At 43.5% G+C, this 21636-nt stretch carries 14 protein-coding genes; 7 read left to right on the plus strand and 7 right to left on the minus strand.

What is annotated here, in order from left to right:
* Nucleotides 1–8: 8 nt before the first annotated feature.
* The 5 genes from QWZ04_RS05480 to QWZ04_RS05500 all read right to left on the minus strand — a co-directional run bounded on the left by QWZ04_RS05480 (nt 9) and on the right by QWZ04_RS05500 (nt 6499).
* Nucleotides 9–1280 carry a YeaH/YhbH family protein gene (locus QWZ04_RS05480; protein ID WP_290325756.1) on the minus strand — a complete coding sequence of 424 codons (1272 nt, stop codon included), beginning with the start codon at nt 1278–1280 and terminating at the stop codon, nt 9–11.
* 137 nt (nt 1281–1417) lie between these two features.
* Nucleotides 1418–3352, minus strand: coding sequence for a PrkA family serine protein kinase (locus QWZ04_RS05485; RefSeq protein ID WP_290325758.1), 1935 nt, complete (start codon nt 3350–3352; stop codon nt 1418–1420).
* A gap of 590 nt (nt 3353–3942) precedes the next feature.
* The gene (locus QWZ04_RS05490) at nt 3943–4443 is read right to left on the minus strand and encodes a YfbU family protein (RefSeq protein ID WP_290325760.1); all 501 of its coding nucleotides are present in this window, start codon (nt 4441–4443) and stop codon (nt 3943–3945) included.
* 213 nt (nt 4444–4656) lie between these two features.
* Nucleotides 4657–5397: a pyruvate formate lyase 1-activating protein gene (gene pflA, locus QWZ04_RS05495; protein WP_290325761.1), complete on the minus strand. Its 741-nt coding sequence runs from the start codon at nt 5395–5397 to the stop codon at nt 4657–4659.
* Between the two features lie 142 nt (nt 5398–5539).
* Nucleotides 5540–6499 carry a lipid A deacylase LpxR family protein gene (locus tag QWZ04_RS05500; RefSeq protein WP_290325765.1) on the minus strand — a complete coding sequence of 320 codons (960 nt, stop codon included), beginning with the start codon at nt 6497–6499 and terminating at the stop codon, nt 5540–5542.
* A gap of 221 nt (nt 6500–6720) precedes the next feature.
* Here QWZ04_RS05500 and QWZ04_RS05505 point away from each other — a divergent pair, with 221 nt between their 5' ends.
* Complete coding sequence (locus QWZ04_RS05505; RefSeq protein WP_290325768.1) at nt 6721–8601, plus strand: methyl-accepting chemotaxis protein; 1881 nt, start codon at nt 6721–6723, stop codon at nt 8599–8601.
* A 180-nt stretch (nt 8602–8781) separates the two neighbouring features.
* On the opposite strand, the gene pflB is transcribed toward QWZ04_RS05505, so the two are convergent.
* Nucleotides 8782–11058 carry a formate C-acetyltransferase gene (gene pflB, locus QWZ04_RS05510; protein ID WP_290325771.1) on the minus strand — a complete coding sequence of 759 codons (2277 nt, stop codon included), beginning with the start codon at nt 11056–11058 and terminating at the stop codon, nt 8782–8784.
* Nucleotides 11059–11373: 315 nt separating this feature from the next.
* Nucleotides 11374–12915: a DUF3360 family protein gene (locus QWZ04_RS05515; RefSeq protein ID WP_290325773.1), complete on the minus strand. Its 1542-nt coding sequence runs from the start codon at nt 12913–12915 to the stop codon at nt 11374–11376.
* A gap of 607 nt (nt 12916–13522) precedes the next feature.
* On the opposite strand from QWZ04_RS05515, the gene QWZ04_RS05520 reads away from it, so the two are divergent.
* The 6 genes from QWZ04_RS05520 to QWZ04_RS05545 all read left to right on the plus strand — a co-directional run bounded on the left by QWZ04_RS05520 (nt 13523) and on the right by QWZ04_RS05545 (nt 21545).
* Complete coding sequence (locus tag QWZ04_RS05520) at nt 13523–15091, plus strand: hypothetical protein (protein WP_290325776.1); 1569 nt, start codon at nt 13523–13525, stop codon at nt 15089–15091.
* A 257-nt stretch (nt 15092–15348) separates the two neighbouring features.
* Nucleotides 15349–16119, plus strand: coding sequence for an ABC transporter ATP-binding protein (locus tag QWZ04_RS05525; RefSeq protein WP_290325778.1), 771 nt, complete (start codon nt 15349–15351; stop codon nt 16117–16119).
* A gap of 131 nt (nt 16120–16250) precedes the next feature.
* Entirely contained in the window at nt 16251–17018 is a 768-nt protein-coding gene (locus QWZ04_RS05530) for an ABC transporter substrate-binding protein (RefSeq protein ID WP_290325781.1), read from the plus strand.
* Between the two features lie 180 nt (nt 17019–17198).
* Nucleotides 17199–17939, plus strand: coding sequence for an ABC transporter permease (locus QWZ04_RS05535; RefSeq protein ID WP_290325782.1), 741 nt, complete (start codon nt 17199–17201; stop codon nt 17937–17939).
* 2 nt (nt 17940–17941) lie between these two features.
* The gene (locus tag QWZ04_RS05540) at nt 17942–18619 is read left to right on the plus strand and encodes an ABC transporter permease (protein WP_290325784.1); all 678 of its coding nucleotides are present in this window, start codon (nt 17942–17944) and stop codon (nt 18617–18619) included.
* Between the two features lie 148 nt (nt 18620–18767).
* Nucleotides 18768–21545 carry an ImpA family metalloprotease gene (locus tag QWZ04_RS05545; protein ID WP_290325786.1) on the plus strand — a complete coding sequence of 926 codons (2778 nt, stop codon included), beginning with the start codon at nt 18768–18770 and terminating at the stop codon, nt 21543–21545.
* Nucleotides 21546–21636: the final 91 nt, after the last annotated feature.

Genomic DNA, 21636 nt, shown 5'->3' on the forward strand with positions numbered 1-21636 from the left:
GCACCTCCCTATGCTGTCTCTTTATGAAACAGCTCCCTAAATACAGGGAAAATATCATCCACAGTTTTAATGTTTTTCATGGCGAAATTGTCGAATGTTTCTTCTAGTTTTTCATATTCATGCCATAACGTTTGATGGCTGCGTCTGGTGATTTCAATGTATGAGTAATACTGGCAAGTGGGCAACAGTTGGCTAACCAGCAGTTCCTTACATTTTGGAGAATCGTCAGCCCAATTGTCGCCATCGGACGCTTGCGCAGCGTAGATGTTCCATTCGTTTCTTGGGTATCTATCTGAAACGATGTCATTCATCAGCTTTAATGCACTTGAAACGATGGTTCCGCCAGTTTCTTGAGAATAGAAGAATTCATGTTCGTCTACTTCTTTGGCCTGGGTGTGGTGACGAATAAACACCACTTCTACGTTTTCATAGGTACGGGTTAGAAATAAATACAAGAGTACGTAAAAGCGTTTAGCGATGTCTTTCGTCGCTTGATCCATCGAGCCTGATACATCCATTAAGCAAAACATGACAGCCTGGCTGGATGGGATAGGGCGTTTTTCATAGTTTTTAAAGCGTAAATCAAACGTGTCGATAAACGGCACGCTTTTTATTTTGTTACGTAAGCTATCTATTTCGTCTTTTATTTCTTTTTCCAGTAATGGTTTTGCCGGTTCTTCATTTTCTATTCGACTCAATTCTGCTTCCAGCTCTTTAAGCATCCGACGTTTACCCGACGTCATGGCCGTTCGCCTTGCGAGGGACTGTTGCAGTGATCGCACGACAGAGATGTTGGCGGGAATGCCTGCGGTTTGAAAACCGGAGCGGTGGGTTTTCCACTCAGTAATTTTGTTTACTTGGTTTTTTTGAAGATTGGGCAGCGCTAAATCTTCAAATAAAATGTCTAAGTATTCGTCCTTGGAAATCTGGAATACGAATTCATCTTCGCCCTCACCATCTTGGCTCGCATCGCCCTCACCAGCTCCAGAACCTTGATCGCCACCTTTCGGGCGCTCTATCTTATCGCCAGGAGAGAATTGGTCGTTGCCTGGGTGTACGCGGTCTCTAACACCGCCTTGTCCTTGGTGAAAGGCAGGTTCATTGATGTCTTTACTTGGAATAGCGATGTCTTCACCGGTATCGGTGTTGGTGATGGAACGACGATTGACGGCATCAGATACCGATTCTTTAATCTTCTCTTTATGGCGTCTTAAAAAGCGCTGTCTGTTAACGGTGCTTTTGTTTTTGCCATTGAGCCTACGGTCAATAAATTGCGCCATAAGTTACTCCCTCTGAAACGTCAAAGTGTCAAACTCCGTGATTGAAGCGAAAGCAGGAACATGGCTCCTGCATTTCGGTTCAAGACACTGGTCTACTGATATCCTTTTCTAGTGGTGAAATTATCCAGCCACGCAGGCTACGATGATTTACGCACTCGTAAATACCATTCAGACAACAAGCGCACTTGTTTCTTGGTGTAGCCCTTCTCCATCATACGAGCGACAAAGTCGTCGTGTTTTTTCTGATCATCAGTCGAGGTTTTTGCATTAAACGAAATAACCGGAAGTAGCTCTTCCGTATTTGAGAACATTTTCTTCTCAATAACCGTTCTGAGTTTCTCGTAGCTAGTCCAAACTGGGTTGTGTCCGTTGTTATTCGCTTTGGCACGCAGTACGAAGTTAACGATTTCGTTGCGGAAATCTTTTGGATTACTGATGCCCGCTGTTTTTTCGATTTTCTCTAGTTCGTTGTTTAACGCGCCACGATCAAACAGTTGTCCGGTGTCTGGATCTCGGTACTCCTGATCTTGAATCCAGAAGTCGGCATAGGTGACATAGCGGTCAAAGATGTTTTGGCCGTATTCAGAGTAGGACTCCAAATACGCAGTTTGGATTTCTTTGCCAATAAACTCGACGTATTTTGGCACCAAATAGCCTTTCAAGAACTCCAAGTAACGCTCACCAACTTCTTGTGGGAATTGCTCGCGTTCCACTTGTTGTTCAATGACATAAAACAGGTGTACTGGGTTAGCCGCCACTTCGGATTGGTCAAAATTAAATACTCGTGACAGAATTTTGAAAGCAAAACGAGTGGATAGCCCTGACATGCCCTCATCAACGCCAGCAAAGTCACGATATTCTTGATAACTCTTGGCTTTAGGATCGGTGTCTTTCAGGGTTTCGCCATCGTAGACTCGCATCTTAGAGAAGATCGATGAGTTCTCTGGATCTTTGAGGCGAGAAAGAATGCTGAACTGAGCCAGTGTTTCCAATGTACTTGGAGAGCATGGCGCTAATGACAGTTCACTGTGTTCGAGCAGTTTTTGGTAAATTTTGATTTCTTCGGAAACACGAAGACAGTAGGGCACCTTAACAATGTAAACTCGGTCTAAGAAGGCTTCGTTATTTTTGTTGTTGCGGAACGTCTGCCACTCCGATTCGTTTGAGTGCGCCAAAATCATGCCATCAAATGGCAGGGCAGAAAGCCCTTCGGTACCGTTGTAGTTGCCTTCTTGCGTTGCCGTAAGCAGTGGATGCAACACCTTAATGGGTGCCTTGAACATTTCTACGAATTCCATCAAGCCTTGGTTTGCTCGACATAACGCACCAGAGTAGCTGTATGCATCAGGATCGTCTTGAGAGAAGTGCTCCAATTGGCGAATATCTACTTTACCCACTAGGGATGAAATGTCTTGGTTGTTCTCGTCTCCAGGTTCGGTTTTAGCGATTCCTTTTTGGTCTAGAATGGACGGTCGAACTTTCACCACTTTGAACCTAGAAATATCGCCACCGAATTCATGCAATCTTTTGGCAGCCCAAGGAGACATGGTGGAACGAACGTAACGCTTTTGAATGCCATATTCAGATTTGAGCAGTTCGCCATCTTCGTTGACGTCAAACAAACAGAATGGGTGGTCGTTGACTGGGCTACGCACGCCGTCAGCGGACAGGACGTAAATCGGCATTTTTTCCATTAGGGCTTTGAGTTTTTCTGCCAGAGATGATTTACCACCACCGACAGGGCCCAATAGGTAAAGAATTTGTTTTCGTTCTTCTAGCCCTTGTGAGGCGTGTTTTAGGTAAGAAACAATTTGTTCAATCGCATCTTCCATGCCGTAAAAATCTTTGAATGTTTCGTAGCGGGAAATGACTCGGTTGGAAAAAATCCTGCTTAACGTTGGATCTTGTGCAGTGTCTATGATTTCTGGTTCACCAATGGCGAGTAGCAAACGTTCTGCTGCGTTCGCGTAAGCGCTTTTGTCTTCTCGACAAAGTGATAAGAAATCCTGAAGTGAAAGCTCTTCATCCTTGGCTGCTTCGTAGCGAGCCTGGTAGTGGTCAAAAATGCTCATAGCGAATACCCCTCTAAACCTGTCCTATCGACACGGAAACAGCGAAAATGTCACATCCGTCAGTAATTAAGGTTAGACAGGTATCTTTAACTCTGCCTGCTTTTTCGCTATTTATTTGTGAAATATTGTAAAGAATATGTAGAGAGTTGTTGGTAAATGCGGCATGGCGACAAAACGGAGGATGTCAAAACCTGAATTCTTTTTTTTCAAAGAGATAAGGTCATGACCTATTAAATAATTACGCAATATCTCATCGCAGCGGCGTTTACGGTCAGGAGCACGTATAGCGAGAGACGAATATGCACTGTAATACGTATCAATTATTGTGATAATGATTTCTTGTAATACTGTTTTAGCGCTGGTTTAACTAATCAGTATTCGACAAGTTTATTTTGGTTTGAAACTTGGAGGCGATAAAAAGCTAAAGGCCATTCGTTAACGTATGTAGCATGGAAGATAAGGGTTACTGAGCGATGGATCCTCATCATTTGTGGCGAATAAACACATGACAGAGCCAGGTGAATGAGAAAAAAAGCGCCCATTAATCAAAGCGCTTTTTTGTTGTCTGTTAGCTAGTTATTCTCTCGCGACTATGCGTTGAATATTTGCTTAAACTCAGCCGATGATAGGTGATACTGACGAGGGCAATTTTGCCATGTAGTCAGCATACGACGGTATTTGTCTAGCATTGGCATTTGCGCATTGAAGTGGTGGTCACCTTTTTCAAATTGCGTGTATAGCCCTTCAGAGTCGATCAAAAATCGGACATAGTTGACTTGTTGTGCTTCTGACGCGATATCAAAGCCTAAGAATATCAGACGGCGCTGATCAACATTGTTTCGCTCTGCATCATCCAGCATTTTATTGGACTCTTGCATAGCATGGTACATTTCCATGATGTTGATGATTTCGCGACATTCGTCTTCTGTAATACAACCGAATTCTTTATTGAGCTCTTGCATTTGTAGCCCATAACCACGCTCTACAATGGTCTGTAGACGCTGATACTTTTCAGAGTTGTCCGGAGTTAATCGTGACATCAAGTAATATTGATTCGAAAGGATCAGACGTTGAGCGTCAGTCATTTCCATAGAGAAGCCTCATTTTATAGTTTATTTGTCTGGCAATAGAGTAACAGTTATTAGACACAATGAAACATGATCTCAACACGGTTTTAATATTGATAAGGTCTGACTGGCTAATTTTTCCGCTGTTCTAAAGGGGAGGGGCTGAAAAAGAGAAGCAAGCATGATAATTAAAAAAGCCAGCAAATATGCTGGCTAAATAATACGCGGATAATTGTATTAGTATTTAACGTTATCGTTGTACTGCTCGAGGATAGACTTGATCTTATCCATGGTTTCTTTTTCTGGAGGATTAACACCATCAAGTGGGTAGTCGTAGCCTAACGCTTCCCATTTATGTGCGCCCAATTTGTGGTACGGCAGCAGTTCAATTTTTTCGACGTTATCCATGTCTTTAATGAACTCACCAAGTAGGTGGGCAGACTCTTCATCGTCCGTATAACCCGGTACCACAACATAGCGTATCCATGTTGTTTGGCCAACCTTATGCAAATAACGAGCAAAATCCAAAGTTCGCTTGTTTGATACACCCACTAAATCTTGGTGAATTTCATCTTGCATATGCTTAATATCTAGCATGACTAAGTCGGAGACTTCTAAGATTTCATCGATGACATCCGTATGCTTACGTACGTGGCCATTGGTATCTAAACAAGTATGAATGCCTTCAGCGTGAGCCGCTTTAAAAAAGTCGCGTACAAACTCTGGTTGCAGTAGTGCTTCACCACCAGAACATGTAATACCGCCACCGGATGCTCTCATGAAGTGTTTGTATGACTTGGCTTCATTGATGATTTCTTCGACTGTGACTTCTTTACCATCATGAGTATCCCAAGTATCTCGGTTATGACAGTATTTGCAGCGCATTAAGCAGCCTTGCAAGAACACAATAAAACGAATTCCTGGGCCATCGACGGTGCCACATGATTCGAAAGAATGAATACGACCAGCTGTAGACATGAGCATTTCTCTTAGGATTATTTTTGCCGTTATTTTATTACAATTTGGGCACTTTAAATAGTCATTCTTGTTTGATTCTCGGAATCAAACAACGGAATTATCAGTGCCAAAGTAAGCGTACTGAGGTATTGATTTTTAAGTGTTATAACATCCAAAATAGCGACAGAGAGGCCGCGGCATGGAGATTGTGTTGATCTTCTAAGTAATCTGGAGATTTTGCGACAACGGTAAACCCGATACCCAGTCCGTGATAATAGCCGACAGCACCAATTTGCGCAGTACTTTGCCAGTGCTGTATGGATACAGGGTACACTTCTGGTGGGGTGGCGCCGCTTAACGTTAAATCCTGAAAACGGTAACGCGCTTCAATGCCAGTAAAGTAGAAGTAGCCAGCTTGGTCTTTAGGAGCATATAACGTCTGATTGGGCTGAGCATAGCTGATGGTTGTTGAACCAAATGTGGACGCCAAGTTAGATCCGTACCGCCACAGTACTCCAGACGCGATTTCAGGCTGAAAATTACCTAATTGTACTCGATTTATCCAAGTAGTTTCAAAGCCACTCGAATCCATACTACTGTCGTACAAAGCATTATGTTGTTGATAGTTAGCACCCCAAACAAGCGGTTCTTCCACTTGATATTGCCAGCCTGCTGGCCGTGGAGAACCGATCAAATCATGAACCCATCGTTGAGACATAGAAGCCAGAGATTTTTCGCCTAACGTACCCAGCATCAATTCAATATTTTGATGTTCTTTCGGTGAGCGTATTGCTAGACGAGTGGTAAGGTAGGACAACCCGGCATAGGGGCGCTCGTTAGGTGCAGGTTCTAGTTGACGGATGTCGGTTGGTGTCCATATTTTTTGGCTCAACGACACACCTAAGTAATAGTCGGAATTTTCTTTTTCTAGCCAAACAAGAGGCGCACTTTTTAGCTTGGTTTGTACATCAAAAAATAATCCGTTTGAATAGTCTTTATCGGTTCCAAGCATACCGTCGTTATCTAAATGTACGCTAATCGTTGTTTCTGCATGAGCCGCGGATAACAAACAAACAGAAAGGCAAGCAGCGCGCAGAAACGATGTTGAAAATTGAGATAACACGTTGTTCATCATTCACATTATGGCAGTCAAAGGCAATAAGCAGTATATCGTAACGTTAGATCACTAACTGAGACCTTGCCGAGCTCTTGGTGAAATTTCAAAAAACATGGTAAAACCCTGCGAAATGTAGCTATATTGTTAATTAGTGTGCATTGTTATGTTATTGTTGATTCTGTAAGTAACATGGATAAGTTGTTGCTTAATAAGCAGAAGGGATTTACATGAAAAGTATGAATTTGTCGCAGAAACAAAAATCGTTCATTTATTTGGGCCTGCTCATTATTGGGTTCATCTCTTTGGCTTGGTACACGTTGTCCGCAATTGAAAAAGTGGGAGAGCAGTATCAGCACAGTAATGAGATTTCATCGGGAGCCTATGAAGTCAAGCAAACTCAGGTTCAGTTGTTGCAGTTGATCAGTCATCTTGATGACATGACAGCAGACCAAGTGCCTGTGGCTAAGCAAACCAGTGATGATATTTATGAGCTGATTAAAGTGAATCGAACTTTTCTAGAGTCAGTGGGAATTTCGACCGATGCACAGAAGTTAGAAGTAGCGGTTGCGGATTACCGGTCAGCATTGATGCCTTGGCTGGATATTAGAGCCGAAGTAGGATTTAACATCGATGACGGTAAGCTTGGCAACATGAACCAATTAACCACACAGATAGAAACGAAAATACTGGAAACTGGGATGGTGAGCATTAATTCCGACTTTCAAAATATGGTGAAGATGCAACAAACTTATTTACTGCAGCCAAACGAAAAGAACCTAAAACTGTTCAACCGTTCACTCGCCATGTTCGAAAATATGTCTAATAGCTATGCCATGTTGGACTTGTACGAAAAAGAACTCGAGCAATTTAAAACGGACTTTAAGCGTGTGAGTGAGTTATCCGAGCAACTGATTCAGGTTGAAGAGACGCTTTTTTTTCAACAAGACAACGTGAAAAACCTCATTCATGACATTTCAGGAAAGCTGGGGCAGATCAGTGAATCCTATCAAACCTCGGCATCTGAGCGGTCGACTCGTACCGAATTTTCTGTCCTTATCGCTTGTATCGTATTAGCGGCGGTGACCTTACTTATTTTCGTAACCTTGAATCGATCCATTGCCCGATCTGTCGGTGCGATTTCTCAAATATTGGAGGGTATGTCTAATGGTGATTTATCAGAACGATTGGCAACAACAGCAAACACAAACGATGAGTTTAACCGTTTGGCTATCGCGATTAATCAAACCTGTGAAAACTTGGGTGTGCTCGTTAAAGGCGTACAAGATAGTAGCCATGCCTTGTCAGAAAATGCAACCCAACTCAATGATGGTGTTGATGGCTTAGCAAAGAATCAAAGTGATGTTGTTCATCAAACTCAAGTGCTGGCGTCTGCTACCGAAGAGGTCAGTGTTACAACACAAGAGGTCTCCAATAGTTTGGAGATGGTGGTTCAAGTAACAGAAACATCAAGTCAATCAGCTCATGAGGGAGGAGTGGTCATTACTCAAGCGATCGAGTCACTTGCGGATGTCGCGACGGTTCTGACCAATGCGGCAGGTAACATTAAGCGATTAGAAGAAGCATCTGAAAAAGTAGATTCTGTTATGGATATTATTAACGGTATTGCAGAGCAAACGAACTTATTGGCGTTGAACGCAGCAATTGAAGCGGCAAGGGCAGGAGAGCAAGGGCGAGGGTTTGCCGTTGTGGCCGACGAAGTAAGAAACTTAGCAGTTAGAACAGTGGATGCCGTCGGAGAAATATCGGGTACCATTGAAACAATGAAAAAAGAAAGTTCGGAAGTGATTGGTTCGATTGCACAATGTGAAGGTTCTATTGAGCAAGGGCAAGCAAAAGGCCAAGAAGCCATTGATGCGTTAGAGGCGATCACTGGTAAGGTATCGGAAGTTAATCACCAGACAGAAGTTATCTTTAATTCCATCCGTGAGCTCGCGACAACCAGCCAATCAATGGCCGATAGTATGTCTCAGATATCAAGCTCCATGGCATCAATTGAAACCAGTAACGGCCAGTTGAGAGAAACAAGTGGAAGAGTGGAAGATCGCTCAAATCGACTCAATCAAGATTGTGAGCAGTTTAAGTTGTGAGGGCGAAGTGCTAAAAGCGAAGTATTAAAAGCTAAGTGCTAGAAGCGAAGTATTAATAGCAAAGTGTTAAAAGCGAGGTATGGAGGGCTTAGCACTTCGAACTTAGCTTTTAGTACTTGATAATACTTGAAAAAAAAGCCCGCTCAATGAGCGGGCTTCGTTTATTCAATCAACTGAGAATTATAGAGACTCAGTGAAAGTACGTGCGATTACGTCAGCTTGCTGCTCTGGAGTCAGAGAGTTAAAGCGTACAGCATAACCAGATACACGAATCGTTAACTGAGGGTAGTTCTCAGGGTGCTTAACTGCGTCTTCTAGAGTACCGCGGTTAAGAACGTTCACGTTAAGGTGTTGACCACCTTCAATGCCAGCTTCGTGGTGGAAGTAACCATCCATTAGGCCTGCAAGGTTAGCACGTTGGTTGTCTTCTTCTTTACCTAGCGCGTTTGGAACGATAGAGAAAGTGTAAGAGATACCATCTTGTGCATCAGCGAACGGTAGTTTACCTACAGAAGTCAATGACGCTACAGCACCTTTCTCATCACGACCGTGCATTGGGTTAGCACCAGGAGCGAAAGGAGCACCAGCACGACGACCGTCTGGAGTGTTACCCGTTTTCTTACCGTACACAACGTTAGAAGTGATAGTAAGGATAGACTGAGTAGGGATCGCATTGCGGTACATAGTCAGTTTACGGATTTTGCCCATAAATGTAGAAACAAGTTCACATGCGATGTCATCAACGCGTGAATCATTGTTACCAAATTTAGGGTAGTCGCCTTCGATTTCGAAATCGATAGCAATGCCGTCTTCATCGCGTACTGGTTTAACAGTAGCGAACTTGATTGCAGACAATGAGTCAGCTGCAACAGAAAGACCAGCAATACCACATGCCATAGTACGACGAACGTCACGGTCATGAAGAGCCATTAGAGACGCTTCGTAGCTGTATTTGTCGTGCATGAAGTGAATGCTGTTTAGTGCAGTCACGTATTGCTTAGCTAACCAATCCATGAATGTGTCTAGGCGACCCATTACATCATCGTAGTTAAGAACAGCATCAGTGATCTTGTCGCCAACTGGGCCAACTTGCATCTTAAGCTTCTCATCAACGCCGCCGTTGATTGCGTAAAGCATAGTTTTTGCAAGGTTAGCACGAGCGCCGAAGAACTGCATTTGCTTACCAACGATCATTGGAGAGACACAACAAGCGATCGCGTAGTCATCAGAACCTAGGTCAGGACGCATTAGGTCATCATTTTCGTACTGGATAGAAGAAGTATCGATAGATACCTTCGCACAGAAACGTTTGAAGCCGTCAGGCAGTTGCTCAGACCAAAGAACCGTGATGTTTGGCTCAGGAGATGGACCCATAGTGTATAGGCTGTTTAGGAAACGGAAGTTCGTACGTGTAACTAGCGTACGACCATCAACACCCATACCACCCATAGATTCTGTAGCCCAGATTGGGTCACCAGAGAACAACTCATCGTACTCAGGAGTACGTAGGAAACGAACCATACGTAGCTTCATTACGAAGTGGTCGATCATTTCTTGAGCTTGAACTTCAGTGATAGTACCTGCAGCGATATCACGCTCGATGAAGATGTCTAGGAAAGTCGAAGTACGACCAAGAGACATTGCAGCACCGTTTTGAGATTTAACAGCAGCTAGGTAGCCGAAGTAAGTCCACTGGATAGCTTCTTGAGCAGTTTGAGCTGGCTCAGAGATATCGTAGCCGTATTTCTCAGCCATCACTTTGATTTGGCCTAGAGCACGGTGTTGCTCAGAGATTTCTTCACGAAGTTGCATTGTTGCAGCAAGGTCTTCGCCGTTTTCGAAACGCTCTTGAAGAGAAGCAAACTGAGCTTGCTTGTCTTTCATTAGGAAGTTGATACCGTAAAGTGCAACACGACGGTAGTCACCAATGATACGACCACGGCCGTAAGCATCAGGAAGACCAGTCAAAACACCAGACTTACGACATTTTAGGATATCAGGAGTGTAGATATCGAAAACGCCAGCATTGTGCGTTTTACGGTACTCTGAGTAGATTTTTGAAACCATTGGGTCAAGAGTTTCACCGTATGCTTTACAAGAACCTTCAACCATACGCACACCACCGTTAGGGATGATGGCACGTTTAAGTGGCTTCTCAGTTTGTAGACCAACGATAGTCTCTAGATCTTTTTCGATGTAACCTGCATCGTGAGCAGTGATGGTAGAAATAACAGAAGTATCAAAATCTACAGGTGCTTTAGTTGCATTCTCCTGCTTGATGCCTTCCATTACTTTAGCCCAAAGCTTGTCAGTTGCTTCAGTACCTTCAGACACTAGGAAAGCTTCATCGCCTTCATATGGTGCGTAGTTTTTCTGAATGAAGTCGCGAACGTTTACTTCGTTTTGCCAATCACCTTCAGCAAAACCTTCCCAAGCTTTAGCAAATTGCTCTGCCATGACATACCTACCTTTTTAGTAGAAAAAACACGTACTGATTCGCTGGAGAGCCAGCTATCACCAACATAGGTGAGCAGTACACTCTTTATTTAAATAACAATATGGTTGACTACGATATGCTTCGCAGCTCATGGTCATACATATTGTCACTTTTCACCGTAATTTCAAGCTTACTATAAAATTTTTTAGTAAACCTTAAACTAAATCAATAAAAACTAAAATCTTGATACAAAGTTTGGGCAATACAAGGTGTATTGCCCAACATTATTTTAACGGTTCTCTAGCATTTTACTATTTATAGGGCTAATGCGCTATTTATAGAAAGGCAGGGATTCCGTATTGTCCTTCTAACATGCCAACAGCAAGCATCGCAATCAGACAGACAACGAACACGCCAATAGGAATGATGATTTTGTCTGCAAATGACATACGTGATGCACGCGCTTTGTCACCGATTAGGCCATTGTTGTCTAGGAACATGGTCAGTGCCCATGCCAGTACAGGGTTAGCAACAACAGATGCAAAGATACAGATACCAGCGGCTTGAGAGTCTTTGGTGTCTTTTACCATTTGCATACCTGCTTCAAGTAGCGGCAAGAATACGCCGACTAAAAGAGCAACACGCATTACTGGAGGCCATACAGCAACATCCATTGGGAAACCAAGAATCGCAACAATGATACATAAGCTACCAAGTAGAATAGCACCACCCGGGATAGGGCGCTTCGCAATTGCTGCTGGGATCATGTATGTACCCCAAGATGAAGTGATGTTACCACCACCGACAGCCGTACCAACCATTTGGCGAATTGAACACATGGTCATTGTGTCATCGACGTCCATGAGTACTTTTTCAGTACGTTTAGGGTAGTTTAGCTCTTGGAAGATACGGTGGCCTAGGAAGTCTGGCGACCACATAGCAACAGCAAGAATCGCGAACGGTAGAGAGGCAATGAAGTGCTGGAGGTTAGGTAGGCCTAGCTGCCAACCTTCTGTCGTGCTGCCCCACCAGTAAACTGGGTTTAGGTTAGGTAGGCCCATTTCAGTTTCAAAAGTAAGGTCGAAACCTGCACCAAATACCAACGCTACGAGAAGGCCAGTGACGGCACAAACTGGGATTGCTAACCAACGCATGTTGATTTTTGCTAAAAATGCGTAGATGCCGATAGTGATACCAAGAACGATCAGTCCAACATAACCCATGCTACCCGCGGCAACATCAGCAGACTGGAGGCCTGTTGCCCACGATTGAATAGAACCAATTTGGCTCATTGTTCCGGTGAAGCCCAAGAATATAAGTAAGCCGCCTGCGGTTCCTTCGGAGGTGAGGTTTACTAACTTGGAACCTCCTTTAAGATAACTCAGGATTAGACCAAATACGCCAAGTAAAATTGCCAATGCAAGAGGGTGAGCGCCTGCTAATGCAATCGCACCGATCAGTGGAATCATTGGGCCGTGGTTACCAGCAAGGTTAGCTCGTGGGTTGATAAAACCAGAAGCTAGCACACAGAAGAGTAATGCAGGAATAAGCATTTCTACACGTGCAACCTCGATTGCAAACTCTTTACCTAAGTTTACATGGTCCCAGGCTTGAGTTAGGCCATCAGCCCAAGACATCATTACCGCAGAGTACATGGCAATAATACCAATAGTACCGGCTAAAGCAGGGACAAGATCTTCTAGTTCGAAACGAAAATCGCGGCCAGGGAGGTTCAAACGGTAACGACGCGGCTTCATGATCTGAAGTTCGTGGTCTAAATAATCCGAACGGTTTTTAAACTCTGATGCAGGACGATGCAACTCGCTGTAGCTCTTCTCTTCTTGAGAGGCTGAGTTGTCTTTCGATACGTCTGACATAGATTCCTCATATTATATAAGTAGGTTTTTAAAAAGTATCATTGGTTAGCCCTATGACACTCATTGCAATTCGTGGTAAGTAACACGTCAATTGTGCGCCACTGTTACAAACATTGAAACTATTATGTTGAAAATATTATTCTTATTTGTACTGGCGGCGAGTTTAACAATAGGCCTTTTTTTAGAGAATGATCTTGATCACTTTATTGCATGAGTTGAAAGAAAACTACAGTAAAAGGCGGCCAATATTGCGACTTGAGTCATTAAATGTAATTAGTTTACACGTAATTAAACAAGCTATTACTAGGCGGTAAGGATTAAACAGATTGTCTCGCAATAATATGATCTTTGTCATTAACCAGAATAAACCGAATAAAAAACATTCGAAAATGTGCGCATTGCTGCGGCCAAAATTCGAAGTGATTGTTTGTTCAGCGGCACATTAAATGCAACTTGTTGCTATTAACGGGAAGGTAACATTTTGAATACATGCAACATCACTGAGATGAATATGACATTTCATTGTTCTAGTGGCATAGTACTTGCTAATGATTCTAGAGTTAATTTATGTACCAAATTTTGACGCTATAGCGTGTCAGGGGATGAAATGAAAGCATTTAAGTGGTTACCAGCCGTTGCAGCTGTGTCATTAGCGTTAACTGGGTGTGGGTCGGATAGTAAGAGTGGTGGCGGGCCTGGGCCTACACCGCCTCCCACGACTAAGTATACTTGGAAAATTGTTAATCTTTACAAAGATCAAGCGTCGAATGTCGCTCCAAGTTGCGCAGTTTTCAAAAAGCATATCGATGAAGTGACACCTGCAAATAGTTATGTTGTAGCGGCGCGCATGGCAACTAGTGGTTATAAAGTCACTTACCATAGGGCTAATGGCTCTATTATTGCCGAGTACACTCTATCTGGAACTGCTTTGTCGGCTTTAAATGGCTCTATTACTATTAATGCCGATAATTTACCCGACGATGGCTATGTTGCGATAGAGGAATGGGAAGGGAAGAACGCTGGAAATAGAGAAAGCTACATCTTTGCCGTACAGAAAGATCTTCTTCAGGATATGACTATTACGATCCGAGAGCCTCAAGACGGTAATGCTTGCTATACGGGAGATGATGTACCCGATGCGTTAAAAAACAATCAAACAAAAATTTCGGTGTCATCTAATGGTGGACCGAAGTGGATTCAAACTAGTGCATCAGACGGAAAAACATCAACCGGAAATGAGAGTCAACTGCTTGGGTTGCCAGTGTATGCAAACTCTCCAGCGTCTGAGAGAAAGTTAGTGACATCATTTGCAACGATTTACAACAGTGAGTCGGACAAACTCGATGACCTTATTTCATATGGGGTGGCAAATAGTAGTGATGTGTATACCGGAAGTACAGCACCTAATATAGTGGCTCTTGGAGGGGCGACTGAATTTGCGAACTATAATTTGACAATAACGGATCTGACCGTTGCATCAACGGGTGTCGTTTCAACTGTTTTGGATAACAAGGTTTACGCTTGGCAGCCAGTGTTTAATAAAGCTCCTCAGCTATCTCTTTCGTATGCTCCGTCAGATTCTAGTTTGAGTCATTGGAGTATGAGTTTAGAAACAAAGCTGTTAGCCGCAAATGGGAGCTGGAATTTCTCCATCGGAAAAGTCGTTGATGGTAATGCTATGGACTTGCAACGTCCTACAGATCTTTCAAATTTTTCGTCAACGGATATTTCTACAGCGCGCTGTGTAGCAGACTCTAACGGGTATAGCGTGCATTGTTTAGATGCGAATAGTTTTAACGCAGGTAGCTGGCAGGTTCAGAGGACTCATGTTAGAGCAACAACTGACAACAGCAAAGCCATGTTCCAGACTATTTACGCGAAACCAAGTCAAACTCAGGTGCTAATTCAAAGCGAAACCGAAAAAGTATCCACTGGCGCAAGTGATAAAGTTGCGGTGGGTTTGGCTAAGAGTAATGGTGTAGATAAAAAAGCATTGATGAAGGATTTAGCTAGCAGGAGTTTAGATGTTGGTGTGATTGTTGATGACTTGGCTCCGGACGCCCATAAATATGATTTGAACGGCGTTTTACTTCTTAATTCGGAGAGCAATGCGTTGGTTCTTGAGCAGATGCAACTTAATAGAGATTATGTGACAAATAGCGTTAATTGGCCGTAATTCGGCCTAGTGATTAATAGATCTCAAGCCTCCACACGGAGGCTTTATTTTTACCTCCTATTCACGCTATAGACAGAATATTCTTGTATTGTGAATATAAATGCAGTTATATTAGCTAAATAACAAAGAATAAAAAGTTAATAATATGTTGCAAGAATCCATTCTTGGTGCTAGTTTGTAACAAAAATAAAATAAAGGCCGGAGTGCCTGCAGTCATATTTTGCCTTAATTAGGTATTGCACAGGGAGTAGTCGCGCATGAAGGATTCAGCTGCGCTGGATATCAAAGAGCTGCACAAAACGTTCGGTCAGAATGAAGTACTAAAAGGCATCTCATTAGAGGCGCACAAAGGGGATGTTATCTCCATTATTGGCTCTTCCGGTTCCGGTAAGAGTACCTTTCTTCGTTGTATTAACCTGTTAGAAACCCCAACCGCGGGCGAAATCTGGGTAAATGGCGAACTTATCCAAATGAAAAATAATCGACAAGGCGAGTCCGTTCCCGCTAATGAAAAGCAAGTCCAACGCATCCGTTCGCGATTGGCTATGGTTTTTCAAGGGTTCAACTTGTGGTCTCATTTAACTGTTCTTGAAAACGTCATCGAAGCGCCAATACATGTATTGGGTGTGCCTAAAGCGCAAGCTATCGAAAATGCAGAAGCTCTACTTAAAAAAGTCGGGCTGTATGAGCGTAAAGATTATTACCCAGGTCACTTGTCTGGTGGACAACAGCAACGCGCTGCGATTGCCAGAGCGCTAGCCGTTGATCCTGAAGTGATGTTATTCGATGAACCAACCTCAGCGCTCGATCCAGAGTTAGTAGGGGAAGTCCTTGGCGTAATGCGAGATTTGGCCGATGAAGGTCGAACTATGTTGGTAGTAACACATGAAATGGCGTTCGCCCGTGATGTGTCGAACCACGTGATGTTTTTGCACCAAGGTAAAGTCGAAGAACAGGGTCATCCTGAAAAGCTGTTTAGTAACCCCGAGTCAGAAAGGCTACAGCAGTTTATATCGTCTATATATTAGGTTACAGGTTACAGGTTACAGGTCGTCGGAGGTTAGGCACTTCTGTCAGTCGTTATTCTTAAGCTGTAACCAAATAAAATATTATTCAAAAAAGTAAAACACAACATAAGTACAATCACAGGAGTATGGAAATGAAAAAGTGGTTATTAGTTGCAGCAATCGCTGCTACAGCGGCAACGGGTGTTGCACACGCCAAGGATTGGAAAACAGTACGTTTTGGTATTGAGGGCGCTTACCCTCCATTTAGCTGGACAGAGGCTGACGGCTCTTTGAAAGGTTTTGATGTAGATATGGCAAATGCACTTTGTACCGAGATGCAAGTGAAGTGTAAGCTTGTCGCTCAAGATTGGGATGGCATCATTCCTTCTTTGCTGGCTCGTAAATACGACGCCATTATCGCAGCGATGTCTATTACTGAAGAACGTAAAAAGAAAATCGACTTTACTGGTAAGTACGCACTTATCCCGAACAAATTTATTGCTAAAAAAGGCGCTGGTCTGAACTTTGATAACCTCGATGGCGTAAAAATTGGCGTTCAACGTGCAACCACTCATGATAAGTACATTTCAGACAACTATAAAGATGTTGAAATTGTTCGTTACGGCACTTTTGATGAAGCTTACCTTGATCTAGCAAATGGTCGTATCGCGGCCGTATTAGGCGATGCATCAGCACTCGAAGAGGGTGTAATTAATAAAGCAGGCGGAGACGCGTATGAGTTCGTTGGTCCTTCTTTGACTGATCCTAAATGGTTCGGCGAAGGTTTTGGTATTGCTACTCGTAAGCAAGACAAAGACCTAACCAACAAACTGAATGCGGCTATCAAGTCACTTCGTGCGAAAGGCGAGTACCAAAAAATTGCCGCTAAATACTTCAACTACGACGTATACGGCAATTAATGTCTTACTAGGCTAAAGGCTAAAGGCTAAAGGCTAAAGGCTAAAGGCTAAAGGCTAACTCGTCGGTGAGTGGTTAATGGTGGATCTGTCTGGTGACTTGCTTGTAATTTGAAGTCAGTACTGTCATCTACTATTTTCCACTCATCCTCAAATCAGCTCGTTGTATTGCTGGAAAAAATTATGCTGGATCTTCAAGGATATGAAGCCTCCATTCTAAAAGGGGCGTGGTTGACCGTCGAAGTTGCTGTGTTATCTCTGCTACTAGCAGTGATACTTGGTATGCTCGGTGCGTTGGCTAAAATGGCACCGTATCGCTGGGCGAGAGCGGTTGCTACACTGTACACCACCATCATTCGTGGCATCCCAGATCTTGTCTTGATGATGCTTATCTTTTTCGGTGGACAGATCTTACTGAACAATAGCCTCTATTCGGTTAACGAATGGCTTAACGAGTGGATGACAGGACGTAATCCTGCACACGAATGGACGGCATATCTCCCAGATTACATCGACGTTAGCCCATTTGTTGCTGGCGTACTGACAATTGGATTCATCTTCGGTGCATATATGGCCGAAACTTTCCGTGGTGCCATCATGGCCGTTGATAAAGGCGAGATGGAAGCGGCAAAAGCATACGGCATGAGTGGTGTGATGGCTTTTCGCCGAATTTTGCTGCCGCAGATGATTCGTCATGCATTACCTGGATTTGGTAACAACTGGTTAGTTTTACTCAAAACGACCGCTTTGGTGTCCATTATCGGTCTTGAAGACATGGTTCGTGTAAGCTCACTTGCCGCTGGATCAACCAAAATGCCATTCACATTTTATATGACGGTAGCTGTGATTTTCCTATTTTTAACTGCAGTTTCCACGGGCTTGTTAAAGCTGGTTGAACGCAAATTTAGTATTCACACGAGGTAGATATGGATTTCTCCTTAATAATCGACAGTCTGCCCATTTATCTTGATGGTTTGTGGACCACAGCGTGGTTAGTAAGCATTGCTTTGGTATTGGGGTTGTGCGTTGCCATTCCTCTCGCGGTTGCTCGAAATAGTCAGAACCCAGTATTAAAATACCCGTGCTGGGCATACATTTACTTCTTCCGCGGTACGCCGTTGTTGGTGCAGCTATATTTGATCTATTACGGAATGGATCAATTCTTTCCGGTAAAAGACACGCTATGGGAACACGCATGGTTTTGTGCATTGATCGCTTTCGTGCTGAATACGTCGGCGTACACGTCAGAGATTATTCGCGGAGCTATTAATGGGCTGCCGAGTGGTGAAGTGGAAGCCGCAAAAGCTTACGGAATGAGTACATGGAAAACCTACAAGCGCATCATATTACCCAGTGCACTGAGGCGTGCTCTGCCTGCTTACAGTAATGAGGTGATCTTTATGATCCACGGCTCTGCAGTGGCTGGTATTGTTACTATCCTAGATTTAACTGGGGCTGCAAGGTTAGTGAACTCACGCTACTACGCTCCATTTGAATCATTCTTGACTGCAGGCCTATTTTATATGTGCCTGACATTTATCGTGCTATTCGCCTTTAAGAAAGCAGAGAAGCGTTACTTAGCTTATATGCGCCCCTTAAGTTAAGCCGTTAACACGTTACGATCGAGACATGAACAACCAAAAATACAGCATATTATGTGCTGTATTTTTTGTTTTTTGACTATCGCTCCAAGAACCTGTTTCAACTTATCATCTATATTTAGAGTTACTAAACCATTGAATAACTAAATACATGATTAACAAACCTCTCGATGAACTGTCTTCGCTACGAATCGCTTCCATTTGTCTGATTACCCTACTGTTAAACGGCTGTGGAGGAGGAGGGGATTCCACTGAACCGGCAACCCCTCTAACGGCTGTACAGAAAGCAATATCAACGGGTAACGCTTTATTGGTAGACGATCCTGCGGAGTTTTTCTCCCATTCAGAGACAATTGTGGCTGGTGAAAAAGCAAAGGCTAACGCCATAATACAAACCCTGTTTAATTTGACGACGGATGGGCAATTGATGGCCGCCTCTTCAATCTCATTGAACAGCATTACATGGAATCCGTCCCATGATTCTGCTCGGTTGGCATCTAACTATGGTTTTAATCAAGATGTGTTACAAACGAATAAGGCTTTCACTACGGGCTATGACGATCAAACAGTGACCATCGGCGTTGCTGGGCAGCTAAAAGAAAGCAGGAGCAAATATTTGGTGTTAGGAGGCAATCCTATGAGAAATTACGCCTCTAATGCTGTCAATCTCAACGACCAAATGCATACTTGGTTGAAAAACAGCGTTTTTTGGCTCGTGGACAATAAGCCAACAAACCGACTTAACGTAACAATGGCGCAACTGGATGAGTCTTATTATTTTAGGGACGAAAGTGCGACTAGAGCCTGGTTTACCCAGCAGTTCGGTGACCAAATTACCGTCAATGATGCTAACGATTGCGATGGAAGTAAGCTTAAAACGTGCGTTGAGGCAGGGGTTGATCTACTGGTAGTGTCACAGAAAGTGAACAGTGGTGATCAGCAAGCGGATATTTTGGCGGGAATCGATGCAGCAATCAGCGCTAATACGCCGATTCTATACCTCCACTTAGATGGTGGGCTGACCGACCTAGGTAAAGCGATATTTGAAAAACTTCACGTGACTTATATTGGTGACAACTATTGGACTCGTGTGGGGTTAGATGGGTGGGACGGAACGCACCTTTATGATCAAGTGCCCAGCCACATTGCCGAGCAGCAAGCATTATTATCTCGTTTGTCTAATCGGTCATTCTCGGTTGACTTAAATGGCTGTGATGATAAATCTTGCACCGATGAGTCGAAAATGGCTCAAGAGTTTTATGTGGGTGCCAATAGTATTCGAGAACAATTGAAAACGTTGGATGTTGCAAAGACCGATGTGTTCGCTAGCCCATATTACGAATATGAAAAATCCATTATTTTACTCGCAGACAAGTATCGACAAGATATTCGCTTTCCAATGGATAAAACTACCACGGATACCAACGCATTCCTGCGCTCCTATTTTGCAGACAGCAGCCAATATCACACACGAAAAATAAACCCAAAGCAATTAGATATGGGCAATTTCAGTAGAAGTGATTTTAGTCATATTACTCCAACGTCTGTTATCAAAAGTATGACTTCTAAACCCCACTTTCGCTCTGCTGGTGTTTATGCACTTCCGGGGCAGACATTCAGCGTGACGAGAAAAGACAGCAGTGCTGTTGAAACCAAAGTGTTTATTAATAGCTTAAGAAGTGGTGCAACCCACGAATTTGCCACCAACGGCTACACGAGACCAAAACACTTACAATCGAATCAATATTTGCTGGAACCTAATCAAACAATATTTTTAACCTCGGCTTACGGCGGGCCTGTACATATTACGTTTAATGCAAACGATCTTCCTGTTGAATTGCAGTTTGACCAAGTGGCGCAACACCCCGTTTGGCGCAGTTCAGCCGATGACGAAACGTTTGCAGTCGCGCTGGAAAAAGGGGATTTTGATTGGGCAGAATTGGTGACGCCCGGTTTTGAAGTGCACTCTAAATTGGATAAAATGCTCCAGTCCATCGGTAATAAAAACTGGACGTCTGCACAAGACATGGCGAACGCCACTGAAACTTACGTGCATAACTTTCCTCATGTTCTTGCTGCTTTCCAAGGGACTGGGATAGACCGAGTAGCCGAAATTTCAGATTACGCTGAAACTAAAGGATGGCAGGTCGACAGTATTGATATCGCGAAGCACATGAATGCCGACCAAGCCACGTGTGGATCTGGTTGTTCTGGAAACCCTTATGATGCTTATTGGGCCTTTAATCCGGTAGGGCATGGCGATTTACATGAGTTAGGGCATGGCTTAGAAAAAGGGCGTTTTCGATTTTCAGGCTGGGATTATCACGCGAGCACGAACTACTATTCTTATTACAGCAAATCAATGTTTTTCGTGAAGACAGGTAAGGAACCCGAGTGTCAGAGTTTAGACTTTAAGACGTTTTTTACTTATCTGCAGGAAAGCAGGAATCAAGGCGATCCCGCACAATATATGCGAGATAAAAACCTCACTTCTTGGAGCGCAGGCGCACGTATTTTCATCCAAATGATGATGTCGGCGCAGGAGCAAGGCGTATTAAACAACGGGTGGCATTTGATCGCTAGGCTGCACCTTGCTGACAGAGAATTTACCCGCGCTATTAAAACCGAAGAAGCTTGGCAAGCCAAAAACGTGAGTTTGGCAATGAGTGATTATTCTTTGAGTGAGAGCAAGGCGATCAGTAACAACGATTGGTTGCTGATTCAGATATCTAACGTACTTGGTCGAGATATGCGAAATTATTTAAACATGTGGGGGTTAGAGTATACCGATAAAGCCGCAGAGCAAGTGCAGGCCTTATCTTTGACGCCAATGCCAATGAATTACTTTGCTTCGACCAATACGGGCTACTGTAAGGACATGACACCGCAGACATTAGCTGTTGATGGTTCAACCGTTTGGCCTGATTAAGCTGATGGGTTGAAAATGGGGAATGAAAACTGAAAGTACCCTAGTTCAGAGTTTTTACTTTCGGTTTTATGAGCGTGATTTATGAGTACTT

Source organism: Vibrio tapetis subsp. quintayensis (assembly GCF_030409945.1).
GTDB classification, from domain to species: Bacteria; Pseudomonadota; Gammaproteobacteria; order Enterobacterales; family Vibrionaceae; genus Vibrio; species Vibrio quintayensis.

Bases quoted from the DNA above. Each gene is read 5' to 3' on its own strand.
- QWZ04_RS05540 (WP_290325784.1), top strand. From the start codon at position 17,942: ATGGATTTCTCCTTAATAATCGACAGTCTGCCCATTTATCTTGATGGT.
- QWZ04_RS05490 (WP_290325760.1), bottom strand. From the start codon at position 4,443: ATGGAAATGACTGACGCTCAACGTCTGATCCTTTCGAATCAATATTAC.
- pflA (WP_290325761.1), bottom strand. From the start codon at position 5,397: ATGTCTACAGCTGGTCGTATTCATTCTTTCGAATCATGTGGCACCGTC.
- pflB (WP_290325771.1), bottom strand. From the start codon at position 11,058: ATGGCAGAGCAATTTGCTAAAGCTTGGGAAGGTTTTGCTGAAGGTGAT.
- QWZ04_RS05535 (WP_290325782.1), top strand. From the start codon at position 17,199: ATGCTGGATCTTCAAGGATATGAAGCCTCCATTCTAAAAGGGGCGTGG.
- QWZ04_RS05485 (WP_290325758.1), bottom strand. From the start codon at position 3,352: ATGAGCATTTTTGACCACTACCAGGCTCGCTACGAAGCAGCCAAGGAT.
- QWZ04_RS05520 (WP_290325776.1), top strand. From the start codon at position 13,523: ATGAAAGCATTTAAGTGGTTACCAGCCGTTGCAGCTGTGTCATTAGCG.
- QWZ04_RS05530 (WP_290325781.1), top strand. From the start codon at position 16,251: ATGAAAAAGTGGTTATTAGTTGCAGCAATCGCTGCTACAGCGGCAACG.
- QWZ04_RS05505 (WP_290325768.1), top strand. From the start codon at position 6,721: ATGAAAAGTATGAATTTGTCGCAGAAACAAAAATCGTTCATTTATTTG.
- QWZ04_RS05515 (WP_290325773.1), bottom strand. From the start codon at position 12,915: ATGTCAGACGTATCGAAAGACAACTCAGCCTCTCAAGAAGAGAAGAGC.
- QWZ04_RS05480 (WP_290325756.1), bottom strand. From the start codon at position 1,280: ATGGCGCAATTTATTGACCGTAGGCTCAATGGCAAAAACAAAAGCACC.
- QWZ04_RS05545 (WP_290325786.1), top strand. From the start codon at position 18,768: ATGATTAACAAACCTCTCGATGAACTGTCTTCGCTACGAATCGCTTCC.
- QWZ04_RS05525 (WP_290325778.1), top strand. From the start codon at position 15,349: ATGAAGGATTCAGCTGCGCTGGATATCAAAGAGCTGCACAAAACGTTC.